This is a genomic window from Ensifer sp. Root954 (genome assembly GCF_001429005.1).
GTDB classification, from domain to species: domain Bacteria; phylum Pseudomonadota; class Alphaproteobacteria; order Rhizobiales; family Rhizobiaceae; genus Ensifer; species Ensifer adhaerens.
Genome location: NZ_LMJM01000023.1, coordinates 786,441 through 796,864 on the forward strand (window position 1 = coordinate 786,441; position 10,424 = coordinate 796,864).

General features: G+C 61.7%; 10 protein-coding genes, 3 tRNA genes and 1 pseudogene. 9 read left to right on the forward strand and 5 right to left on the reverse strand.

Annotated features, from left to right (window positions below; translation table 11 throughout):
- Nucleotides 1–16 precede the first annotated feature (16 nt).
- Both ASE71_RS17825 and prfB read left to right on the forward strand, forming a co-directional pair.
- A complete protein-coding gene (locus ASE71_RS17825) occupies nt 17–2,470 on the forward strand; it encodes a penicillin-binding protein 1A (protein WP_034795452.1) in 2,454 nt (817 codons plus the stop codon).
- Nucleotides 2,471–2,567: 97 nt separating this feature from the next.
- Nucleotides 2,568–3,699, forward strand: a protein-coding gene (gene prfB / locus ASE71_RS17830) for a peptide chain release factor 2 (RefSeq protein ID WP_110818441.1) whose coding sequence is annotated in 2 segments (ribosomal slippage) — nt 2,568–2,636 and nt 2,638–3,699 — 1,131 coding nt in all. Because the reading frame shifts where the segments join, the coding sequence is not laid out codon by codon here.
- 68 nt (nt 3,700–3,767) lie between these two features.
- Here the strand turns inward: prfB and ASE71_RS17835 are convergent.
- Together ASE71_RS17835 and ASE71_RS17840 are read right to left on the reverse strand one after the other, a co-directional pair.
- Nucleotides 3,768–4,256, reverse strand: a complete 489-nt coding sequence (locus ASE71_RS17835) for a hypothetical protein (RefSeq protein WP_034795456.1) — start codon at nt 4,254–4,256, stop codon at nt 3,768–3,770.
- A 102-nt stretch (nt 4,257–4,358) separates the two neighbouring features.
- Entirely contained in the window at nt 4,359–5,132 is a 774-nt protein-coding gene (locus tag ASE71_RS17840) for an NAD kinase (RefSeq protein ID WP_034795458.1), read from the reverse strand.
- 157 nt (nt 5,133–5,289) lie between these two features.
- Between ASE71_RS17840 and ASE71_RS17845 the strand changes: the two genes are divergently transcribed.
- Nucleotides 5,290–5,365 (forward strand) — tRNA-Thr (locus ASE71_RS17845).
- 106 nt (nt 5,366–5,471) lie between these two features.
- Here ASE71_RS17845 and ASE71_RS17850 read toward each other — a convergent pair.
- Nucleotides 5,472–5,798: a hypothetical protein gene (locus tag ASE71_RS17850; RefSeq protein ID WP_200949988.1), complete on the reverse strand. Its 327-nt coding sequence runs from the start codon at nt 5,796–5,798 to the stop codon at nt 5,472–5,474.
- 27 nt (nt 5,799–5,825) lie between these two features.
- Here ASE71_RS17850 and ASE71_RS17855 point away from each other — a divergent pair, with 27 nt between their 5' ends.
- Nucleotides 5,826–6,299, forward strand: coding sequence for a hypothetical protein (locus ASE71_RS17855; protein ID WP_200949989.1), 474 nt, complete (start codon nt 5,826–5,828; stop codon nt 6,297–6,299).
- A gap of 196 nt (nt 6,300–6,495) precedes the next feature.
- On the opposite strand, the gene ASE71_RS17860 is transcribed toward ASE71_RS17855, so the two are convergent.
- A complete protein-coding gene (locus tag ASE71_RS17860; RefSeq protein WP_034795460.1) occupies nt 6,496–7,437 on the reverse strand; it encodes a LysR family transcriptional regulator in 942 nt (313 codons plus the stop codon).
- A gap of 137 nt (nt 7,438–7,574) precedes the next feature.
- On the opposite strand from ASE71_RS17860, the gene ASE71_RS17865 reads away from it, so the two are divergent.
- Both ASE71_RS17865 and ASE71_RS17870 read left to right on the forward strand, forming a co-directional pair.
- Complete coding sequence (locus ASE71_RS17865; protein ID WP_034795463.1) at nt 7,575–8,195, forward strand: FMN-dependent NADH-azoreductase; 621 nt, start codon at nt 7,575–7,577, stop codon at nt 8,193–8,195.
- A 160-nt stretch (nt 8,196–8,355) separates the two neighbouring features.
- On the forward strand, nt 8,356–8,616 hold the full coding sequence (locus tag ASE71_RS17870; protein WP_234824438.1) for a hypothetical protein: 261 nt from the start codon (nt 8,356–8,358) through the stop codon (nt 8,614–8,616).
- 193 nt (nt 8,617–8,809) lie between these two features.
- Here the strand turns inward: ASE71_RS17870 and ASE71_RS17875 are convergent, their stop codons facing one another.
- Nucleotides 8,810–9,685 carry a TrmH family RNA methyltransferase gene (locus ASE71_RS17875; protein WP_034795465.1) on the reverse strand — a complete coding sequence of 292 codons (876 nt, stop codon included), beginning with the start codon at nt 9,683–9,685 and terminating at the stop codon, nt 8,810–8,812.
- Between the two features lie 217 nt (nt 9,686–9,902).
- Between ASE71_RS17875 and ASE71_RS17880 the strand changes: the two genes are divergently transcribed.
- The 3 genes and pseudogenes from ASE71_RS17880 to ASE71_RS36480 all read left to right on the forward strand — a co-directional run.
- A tRNA-Tyr gene (locus ASE71_RS17880) sits at nt 9,903–9,987 on the forward strand.
- Nucleotides 9,988–10,010: 23 nt separating this feature from the next.
- A tRNA-Gly gene (locus ASE71_RS17885) sits at nt 10,011–10,084 on the forward strand.
- 277 nt (nt 10,085–10,361) lie between these two features.
- Nucleotides 10,362–10,424 (forward strand): annotated as a pseudogene (locus ASE71_RS36480) (elongation factor Tu); the annotation flags it as partial.

Below are 10,424 nucleotides of genomic sequence, written 5' to 3' on the forward strand. Positions count from 1 at the left end.
TACCGGTATCTGACTGATGATCAGGCTGATTGGATATTTCTTCGGGATTGGCGCGTTTCTGCTGCTGGGTGTGGCCGGGGCCGTGGCGCTCTATCTTGGTGTCGTCACCAAGGACCTGCCGGATTACGAGGTTCTGGCGAAGTATTCGCCGCCGGTGACCACGCGCTTCCACGCCGGCAACGGCGCGCTGATGGCGGAGTATGCCCGCGAGCGGCGTCTCTATCTGCCGATCCAGGCCATCCCGGATCGCGTCAAGGCGGCCTTCATCTCGGCTGAAGACAAGAATTTCTATCAGCACCCGGGCGTTGACATCACCGGTCTTGCGCGCGCCATCGCGGTGAACCTGCAGAACTTCGGCTCCGGCCGTCGTCCGGTCGGCGCCTCGACGATCACGCAGCAGGTGGCCAAGAACTTCCTGCTCTCGTCAGACCAGACGATCGACCGCAAGGTCAAGGAAGCAATCCTCTCCTTCCGCATCGAGCAGGCCTACACCAAGGACCGCATTCTCGAACTCTATCTCAACGAGATCTTCTTCGGCCTGAATTCCTACGGCATAGCCGGTGCGGCGCTGACCTATTTCGATAAGTCTGTGACTGAGCTTACCATTGCCGAGACCGCCTATCTCGCAGCCCTTCCGAAGGGCCCGGCCAACTATCATCCGTTCCGCAAGACCGAAGCGGCGCTTGAGCGCCGCAACTGGGTAATCGACCGCATGGTCGAGAACGGCTACGTCACCAAGGCCGATGGCGAAGAAGCCAAGAAGCAGCCGCTCGGCGTCAACCCGCGTCGCGGCGGGGCTCATCTCTTCGCCTCCGACTTCTTCGCCGAGGAAGTCCGCCGGCAGATCATCCAGAAATACGGCGACAACGCCCTCTATGAAGGCGGCCTGTCGGTTCGCACCTCGCTCGATCCGCGGCTGCAGATCGCCGCGCGCAAGGCGCTGCAGGCGGGTCTGCTCAGCTACGACGAGCGTCGCGGCTTCCACGGCCCTGTCAAGTCGATCGAAATCGGTGGCGATTGGGGCGAGCCGCTGGGCGCTGTCGTTGCCTTCAACGACGTGCCGGAGTGGAAGCTTGCCGTCGTTCTCTCCGTCGATGGACAGGGCGCCGAGATCGGCATTCAGCCGGAGAAGGAAGCCTCGGGCAAGATCGTCGCCGAGCGTGTCACCGGGCATATCTCCGCCAAGAACATGCAGTGGGCCTACCGTTCCGCCAGCGGCGACCGCAAGTCGGCGAAATCGCCTGAAGGCGTCTTCGGCGCCGGCGACGTCATCTATGTCGAGCCGCTGCCGGAGAAGGGCGAGTATCGCCTGCGCCAGCCGCCGAAGGTGCAGGGTGGCCTCGTCGCCATGGACCCGCAGACCGGCCGCGTTCTGGCGATGGTCGGCGGCTTCTCCTATGGCCAGTCGGAATTCAACCGCGCGACGCAGGCGATGCGCCAGCCGGGTTCGTCGTTCAAGCCCTTCGTCTACGCGGCCGCCCTCGACAACGGTTATACGCCTGCATCGGTCATTCTCGACGCGCCGATCGAGATCGTCGCTGGTGGCCAGGTCTGGCGCCCGGAAAACTACGGCGGCGGCTCGGCCGGTCCGTCGACGCTGCGTCTCGGCATCGAGAAGTCGCGTAACCTGATGACGGTTCGCCTTGCCAACGACATGGGCATGAACCTTGTCGCCGAATATGCCGAGCGCTTCGGCATCTACGACAAGATGCCGCCGCTGCTTGCGATGTCGCTGGGCTCGGGCGAAACGACTGTTCTGCGCATGGTCTCGGCCTATTCCGTGCTCGCCAACGGCGGCAAGCAGATCAAGCCGTCGCTGATCGACCGTATTCAGGACCGCTACGGCAAGACGATCTTCCGTCACGAGGACCGCACCTGCGACAACTGCAACGCCGGCGATTGGCAGAGCCAGGAAGAACCGGTTCTCACCGACAACCGCGAGCAGGTTCTCGATCCGATGACCTCCTACCAGATCACGTCGATGATGGAGGGCGTGGTGCTGCGCGGCACGGCTGCCGGCAAGATCAAGCTCGATCGTCCGGTTGCCGGCAAGACCGGTACCACCAATGACGAAAAGGACGCCTGGTTCGTCGGCTACACGCCGGACATGGTTGCAGGCCTCTATCTCGGCTTCGACAACCCGGCCCCGCTTGGCCGCGGCGCGACCGGCGGCAGCCTCGCCGTGCCGATCTTCAACGACTTCATGACAGAAGCGGTGAAGGGCACGCGCCCGAGCAAGTTCGTCGTGCCCGAGGGCATGAGCATGGTCGCCGTCAACCGCAAGACCGGCATGGCCGCCCAAGAGGGCGAGCCGGACACGATCATCGAGGCCTTCAAGCCCGGCACCGGCCCGGCCGACACCTTCTCGGTCATCGGCGGTCTTGACCAGTACGTGCCGCCAGAAGAGATCCTCAAGAACTCGCCGCAGGCGAACCAGGCAGTGACCTCCGGTTCCAACGGCCTGTTCTAATCCTTATCCCCTTCACGCGATGCCCGCCGCCTTTACATCAGCGGTGGGCATCGCTATTTGACGCTCACTTTCCTATCGGTTCACAAGAAGCAGGATCATGCGCAGCGAAATCGAGAACATTGTCGACGAAATCAAGCAGGCCATAAGCCTGCTGAGGAGGCATCTTTGACTGGGATCAGGCGGTAAGACGACTGGACTGGTTGAACAACAAAGCGGAAGATCCGGCGCTTTGGAACGACGCTTCGGAAGCGCAGAAGCTGATGCGCGAGCGCCAGCAACTCGATGACGGCATCAATGGCCTGCGCCGTTTCGAGCAGCAACTCAATGACAACATCGAACTCATCGAACTCGGCGAGGAAGAGGGCGACGCCGCCATCATCGCCGACGCCGAACAGGCGTTGCGGGATCTCAGAAACGAAGCGGCGAAGAAGCAGGTCGAAGCCATGCTCTCGGGCGAGGCGGATCAGAACGATACCTATCTCGAAGTGCATTCGGGTGCCGGCGGTACCGAAAGCCAGGACTGGGCCAACATGCTTTTGCGCATGTACACCCGCTGGTCCGAGCGCCAGGGGTACAAGGTCGAGCTTCTGGAAATCCAGGACGGCGAAGAGGCCGGCATCAAGTCCGCGACGCTCCTCGTCAAGGGCCACAATGCCTATGGCTGGCTGAAGACCGAATCGGGCGTGCACCGCCTGGTTCGCATCTCGCCCTACGACAGCAACGCGCGCCGCCACACCTCGTTCTCCTCGATCTGGGTCTACCCGGTCGTTGATGATTCGATCCAGATCGACATCAACGAGAGCGATTGCCGTATCGACACCTACCGCTCGTCGGGCGCCGGCGGTCAGCACGTCAACACGACCGACTCGGCCGTGCGCATCACGCACATCCCGTCGGGCATCGTCGTGCAGTGCCAGCAGGAACGTTCGCAGCACAAGAACCGGGCGAAGGCCTGGGACATGTTGCGTGCGCGCCTCTACGAGGCCGAACTGAAGAAGCGGGAAGAGGCCGCCAACGCCGAAGCCGCGTCGAAGACCGACATCGGCTGGGGCCACCAGATCCGCTCCTACGTTCTGCAGCCCTATCAGCTGGTCAAGGACATGCGCACCGGCGTTGAAAGCACGGCACCGGGCGACGTTCTCGACGGTGAACTCAACGAGTTCATGGAGGCCGCCCTTGCGCACCGCGTCAGCGGCGGCGCGGATGCCGTCGTGGATGATCTGAACTAAGGCAGACAGCGGTCTGCACCAGTGCAATTGAAGAGGGCCGGGTGTTCGCATCCGGCCCTTTCTTTTGCTCAGTTGGAGGCACGCTCGATCTTGATGTCGCCGAGATCGTCGATGAGCACGGTCCAGCTCTCAGGCTCTCTCACCGACGGGTCCGTCTTCAGATAGACGGTCGCAAACATGCCGGGCTGCGCGGTGACACCGGTCGAGGTCTCCGGGCGGATGTCGGTGACGTAGGCCTTGAGCGCGGAGAATTCTTCGAGTTCCGCCGACGAAATCACCAGAGGGCCGGCCGAGGTCGCTGCCACCTGCTGCAGATGGATCTGGGCGGTTCCATCCGCCTGGCGAAGCGCGATCAGCTTGTAGTAACCACGCCGGGCGTCGCCCGGCTTTTCGGCGGCCGCGTTCGGATCGAGGGATGAAAGCGGCTCTCCGCTTTCCTCCCAGTAGCCGGTGCTGGTCACGAAGGTCGCCTCAGGCGGAACGATGTTGGCATCCTGAGCCTTGGCGCCGGCACTGCTGAGAAACAGGAACAGCGCGAGGAGGGCGGATCTGTGCATTGGGTCGTCGTCCTTAAGGCGGCGGCTCGGTTGCCGTTTACTGCGGGCCGGCGGAAACCTAGCCGGCAGAATGATACCATAGGTCGCGCGGAGAACGTGCGCTCAGTTCGAAAACTGCTCGGCGAGGATGCGATCCGACCAGGAATGATCGGGATCCGAGAGGATGCGCGCCGTCATGTTTTCCGATTCGGCGATCTTCACCTTGACCACGGACTTCACTTCCTGATGGTCGGCCACCGCGTTTACCGGCCGCTTGTCGGCCTCAAGGATTTCGATCTCGACTGTGACATGGTTCGGCAGAAGCGCGCCACGCCAGCGGCGCGGGCGGAAGGCACTGACCGGGGTCATCGCCAGAAGCGGGGCCTCGAGCGGCAGGATCGGCCCGTGGGCGGAGAGATTGTAGGCGGTGGAGCCGGCAGGGGTGGCGACCAGCAGGCCGTCGCAGGTCAACTCCTCCAGCCTTGTCTTGCCATCGATCAGGACGCGGAGCTTCGCCGCCTGGTAGGACTGGCGGAAAAGGTAGACCTCGTTGATCGCAAGTGCCGTGAAGCTCTCGCCATAGACGTCGGTCGTCTGCATCTCCAGCGGATGAAACGCGTTCTCGACTGCCTGGCAGATTCGGTCCGTCAGGTTCTCCGTGCTGTAGCGGTTCATCAGGAACCCGACCGAGCCACGGTTCATGCCGTAGACCAGCTTGCCGCTGTTCATGGTCTGATGCAGCGTCTGCAGCATGAAGCCGTCGCCGCCAAGCGCGACGATCACATCGGCCTTCGACGGATCATGGTCGCCATAGATCGCCTTGAGATCAGCCGCAGCCTTTTGTGCCTCTTCCGCGGACGAGGCGAGAAAGGCTAGGGAAGTGAACGTTCGGGCCATGAAACTCTAGTCCGCTCGATATGTTATGCGCCGCCAGCGGCAATCTCTCTCTATCGTTTCTGGCATGGCCCGGAACCGAACGCATCTGAAAAATTGGGAGAATTCGCAATTTTGCTTTACACCACATCAGATTATGGTAACTCCCACCAAAGCAAGTGCCCTTATAGCTCAGTTGGTAGAGCGGCTGATTTGTAATCAGTAGGTCGGGAGTTCGAGTCTCTCTGGGGGCACCACTTCATTTCTTCCCCATTGTTTTTTCCGAATTTTTGGCGGCTATTCGAGCCGGAATTTCAGGTTCGGCGTGTTGCCGCGGGTACACCGTCGGCGCAAAGCGAGCAGTTAGTCACGCATCGCAAAGATGGCCATGAACACTGGTGTGCCGATCAGAACGCCGGCAATCGAAAATAGCGGCCCATAGATCAGCGCGCTCAGCGGTATGCCGGCGATGCATACCGCAATGCCATCCTTCAGGCAGTTGTACGGCCCGCCCTCGAATATGCCGTAGACGGGTAGGAACAGCCCCGCGACGATAAGGCTGACAAGGAACGCCAGGACGGCGGAGATGATCAGTCTTCCAAGAGTTCTCATCCTCCTGAAATATAGGGAATCAGTGGTTTCGGCCACCGCCGATTGTTTCTCCAGCGCCGATGAACGGAGGACGAGCATTCGTCAGCTGGCTCTCTTGGAAAGGTCTTGGTCATCGAACACGTTCTTTCGGCTGCCGCCAAAAGCAGCCTTACCAACCCCGCGGCACTGGCGCCGGTCAGATGGGCGGTCGTTCTGCTTTGTGGGTTTGTCGTCTGGAGCCCTGCCAACGCGCAGGAGGGATCCGATTGGACTGAGATGAGTTCGAGCGCGACCCAAGTTTCCGGTTTGGGGGCGGTCCGCTATTCCGTGGGATACAGCAACATCGGTTATGACCACTTTCGTTCGGAGATCGTGGTTGAGTGGCGTGATGGCGGTAAGCGGACGCAGACGATCTACGAAGGCATCTATGACAATCCCCCTGCGAAGGTCTGGGGTGCTAAAGGCCTTCTCTGCGTTTCGATGGAGGCTTGCGCGCGATCGACGAACGCCTGCACAGTGGAGGTGATCGCCTATCGATATGACGTCGGCGCCAAGTCTTTTGCCGAGCTTGCAGACGGCGGCGAGCTTTGCCGCCGATGAGATGCGGAGCCTTGGTCGGAGTAAGCGGTCAACGCTCGATCGATCACCGGCTCCCGCATCGCTTAGTCCGGCGCTCTCCGTGCGTCTCGAGATCGTGACGCCGGTGCAGTCCGAGCAATGGTTCACGATTCGCGATCCCGATGGCAACGTGCTGATGATCTGCCGCTGCTGATCGGAAAAGCCGCGCCGTGCGGCATCAGATGTCGAAGGACGGCCCCATGCGCACAGGAACCTCGCGGCATTTCTGCAGGGCGTTGAGCAGGTTCTCGGCGAGATAGTCGATCAGCGCCCGCGTCGCCGGCAACATGCCCTGGCGGGACGGGAAGACGAGGTGCACGACGACGTCGTTCGACGTCCATTCCGGCAGCACCGGCGCAAGGACGCCGGCGCGGAAAGCGCGCTCGCAGATATGGTCAGGCAAGAGGGCGACCCCCATGCCTTCGATCGCGGCGCGTTCGAGAATCAGGAAATCGCTGCAGCCGACGATCGGACGATGGGTGATTTCCGTCGTGTTGCCATCGATCGAAACCAGCCGCCAGACATCGGTCGGGTGCTGTTCGTTCATCGACAGCGTCGCCTGCTGGCTGAGGTTCTCGATCGTGATCTCGCCGGCGCGGGCGAGGAAGGTGGGGCTGGCTGCAAGCCGCTCGCGAACCTCGCCGAACTTGCGGATGATGAGTTGGTTGTCCGTATCGAGCTGCCCGCGGGCACGCAGCGCCACGTCGACCCGCTCCTCGATCAGATCGATGCGACGGTTGGTGGCGGTGATCAGCAGCCGGACGCCGGGGTAGCGGCGGTGAAACGCCGGCAGGATGTCGGCAAGCATAGGGGTGAAACCGAGCGGGCAGGCGAGCCGCACCGTGCCCGAGGGCTCCGCGCGCACGGCGGCGATCTCGGCTTCGGCGGCAGCCACCCCGTCGAGAAGGCTCTGGCAATGCTCATAGAAGACCCGGCCGATATCGGTGACACGCAGCTTGCGGGTCGAGCGCTCCAGCAACCGCACACCGAGCTGCTCCTCGAGGCGGGCCACATGTTTGCTGAGCTTGGATTTGGGTATATTGAGGTCCCGTGCCGCAGCACTGAAGCCGTTGTTTCGCACGACGGCGGCAAAAAGCCCGAGGTCGTTCAGATCCTGCATTGTCCTGTCTCCGAGGTGCGGATGATGGGTATGATTGTTTCCGTCTGGAAACAGTATGTCAAATATCCGCTGGCTTATCGGGCCATTGTTTTCCCCTCATATGTGGATCACCGCAACGTAAACACAAAGGTGTTCCCATGAACGTTCTTCATATCGACTCCGGTATCCTCGGCGACCACTCGGTTTCCCGCCGTCTGACGGCCGCCCTTGCCGCCCAGGTCAAGGCTGACCGCCCGGATGCGCAGGTGACCTATCGCGACCTCGCTGCCAGCTCGCTGCCCCATCTGACCGGCGCCCAGATCATGGCCCCGGCCGACCTCGAAGGCGTCGACGCGGGTCTCGCTGCCGACGTCAAGCTTGGCCGCGACATGCTGGAAGAATTCCTCGCCGCCGACACCGTCATCATCGGCGCTCCGATGTACAACTTCGGCATTCCGAGCCAGCTGAAGGCCTGGATCGATCGCATCGCCGTCTCCGGCAAGACTTTCCGCTACACCGAGAATGGTCCGGAAGGCCTCGCCAAGGGCAAGAAGATTATCGTCGCCTCCACCCGCGGCGGCCACTACTCCGCCGGCCCGGCGGCCGTCATGGATCACCAGGAATCTTACCTGAAGACGGTCTTCGGTTTCCTTGGCATCACCGATGTCGAATTCGTGCGCGCCGAAGGCCTGAACCTCAGCGCCGACAGCAAGCAGTTTGCGATCGCCGAGGCCGAAAAGACCATCTCGGAAGGCAGCGTGCTTCGCCTGGCGAGCTAAGACCAAATTCAGCGGATCACCGAGGTGATCCGGTGGGAGGGGCGTATGCCCCACGTGCGGACGGTGCCGGTTGCGCAAGCAGCCGGCATTGTCCGTTTTCGAACATCGATATCTGCTTTATAATGCCCTCATGATGGACGGGCGGACGATCCTTTGGGGCATGACCGCTGCGGTGGCCTTTTTGCTCGCCGCCGAAGCGACCCTTGCTGCGCCGCCGGATCATGGCTGCACCTGCCGCAATCGAGACGGTTCCAAATACGAACTTGGGCAGGTCGCTTGCCTGCGTGTCGACGGCAACGCCTACCTCGCGCGCTGCGAGATGAACCTCAACGTCACGACCTGGAAGAAACTGCGTGAAGGCTGCCCTACGGCCGGCATGAGCACACCGGGTAGCCTTGCGGGGCAATCGATCCGTTTCTGACGCGGAAGAGCGGCTTGCCGTCCTCATTCCGATCTTTTTCGAAACTGCACGGCGCAGCGCTCCGCGATCCCACCGGAGCGGAAATTTCCACAGGCGCTATTTCGCGTTACCGCCTCGGCTTTGGCGCCGTTGTCTGTGAGCTGCGGAGGACCGCCGCGCTTTGCGGTGAGGCGGCCCGGAACGCCTGGCGATGTCAGCGCTTCAGATGCTGGCGCGCCGCATACATCGCGATCGCCGCTGCGTTCGATACGTTCAGCGACTTTATCGCGCCGGGCATGTCGAGCCGGGCAAGATCGTTGACGATCGAGCGGGTCTTCTGCCTAAGCCCCTTGCCCTCGGAGCCGAGAACGAGGGCGATCTTTTCGCCGCTGAATGTCCCTTCCAGCGGCTGCGGCCCTTCCGAATCAAGTCCGATCGTCTGGAAGCCCAGCCGATGCAGTTCCTCGATGGCATCGCCAAGGTTGGTGATCTGGATATAGGGGATCATCTCAAGCGCGCCGGAGGCCGATTTGGCGAGCACGCCCGATTCGGTCGGGCTGTGGCGCATGGTGGTGATCAGCGCGCCGGCATCGAAGGCGACGGCCGAGCGCATGATGGCGCCGACATTGTGCGGATCGGTCACCTGGTCGAGCACCAGAATCAGCGGGCAGTCGCGCAGAGCCTCGAGCCGGCGATGCGGCAGCGGGCGGGTCTCGAGCATCACGCCCTGGTGGATCGCGTCGGGACCGAGAATCTTGTCGAGATCCTGCGGCGTCACCGTTTCGACCGGGAAGGGCAGGGCCGAAAGCTCGCCGAGTTCCAGACGGGCGGCCGCGTTCGGCGTAACGCTGAGGCGGATGACCTCGCGAGCCGGATTGTCCAGCGCCGCGCGAACCGTGTGCAGGCCATAGAGTAGAACTTGCTCGGGCGAGAGCGGCTGCGGCCTCCAGTCGGCCGGCGCCTTGCGGCGCTTGTCCTCTCTTGGCGTGGGGATTTCGCCACGTTCCCGCTTGGCGTCGCGATGCGCGCGCCGAAGGTTGGCGTAATGGGTGTCCTTGGCGCTCTTGTCGCCGGTGCGATCTTTGCTCATTGCCGTCTTATAGAGAGGTTGCACGCGGGGCGAAACGGTTTTCAGCGTCGGGTCCTTTTTTACGGCTGTGGAGAAAATCGGAAATTTTCCGCTGACCCGTGTTGACAGGACGAAACGGGGCAGTCATATACCCGGCCACAGATCGAGAGCGGCACGGCCAAGTCGCTGGTTGTCTCACGATCTCAAATGCTTGGTCGAAAGATCCCGACAGAATAATGGAGGGATGCCCGAGTGGTTAAAGGGGACGGACTGTAAATCCGTTGGCTCAGCCTACGTTGGTTCAAATCCAACTCCCTCCACCATTCTGCTTCTGGATCGAAGGCCCGCGGGTATAGCTCAATGGTAGAGCAGCAGCCTTCCAAGCTGAATACGCGGGTTCGATTCCCGCTACCCGCTCCAATAGCGGCTTCCTCCTTCTTTTCGAATTAATGTATCAAGTCAACGTTCATCGCTAAGCGTTTGAATGTTTTACTGCGGCTGCGATTCGTAGCTCGATAGCACTGAATCTTGTAGCGGCGTCGCGCGCTTCTTATATATCGGCAGGAAAAGGCCAGCGGCGGCCGGCCCGGGCGCGCGCAATTAAGTCTTGCGCAAATCCCCTGAAACCCTTAAACGGCTCCACAAACCGGCCCTGCCGGCTGATCATTATTCATACTTGACCACAGGAAACGTACCCATGGCAAAGAGCAAATTTGAGCGCAACAAGCCGCACGTTAACATTGGCACGATTGGCCACGTT

What these genes read in the sequence shown, in the direction of transcription:
- ASE71_RS17825 (WP_034795452.1), top strand. Translation starts at nt 17, where the DNA reads ATGATCAGGCTGATTGGATATTTCTTCGGGATTGGCGCGTTTCTGCTG.
- ASE71_RS17835 (WP_034795456.1), bottom strand. Translation starts at nt 4,256, where the DNA reads ATGCACAGATCCGCCCTCCTCGCGCTGTTCCTGTTTCTCAGCAGTGCC.
- ASE71_RS17840 (WP_034795458.1), bottom strand. Translation starts at nt 5,132, where the DNA reads ATGGCCCGAACGTTCACTTCCCTAGCCTTTCTCGCCTCGTCCGCGGAA.
- ASE71_RS17850 (WP_200949988.1), bottom strand. Translation starts at nt 5,798, where the DNA reads ATGCTCGTCCTCCGTTCATCGGCGCTGGAGAAACAATCGGCGGTGGCC.
- ASE71_RS17860 (WP_034795460.1), bottom strand. Translation starts at nt 7,437, where the DNA reads ATGCAGGATCTGAACGACCTCGGGCTTTTTGCCGCCGTCGTGCGAAAC.
- ASE71_RS17865 (WP_034795463.1), top strand. Translation starts at nt 7,575, where the DNA reads ATGAACGTTCTTCATATCGACTCCGGTATCCTCGGCGACCACTCGGTT.
- ASE71_RS17870 (WP_234824438.1), top strand. Translation starts at nt 8,356, where the DNA reads ATGACCGCTGCGGTGGCCTTTTTGCTCGCCGCCGAAGCGACCCTTGCT.
- ASE71_RS17875 (WP_034795465.1), bottom strand. Translation starts at nt 9,685, where the DNA reads ATGAGCAAAGATCGCACCGGCGACAAGAGCGCCAAGGACACCCATTAC.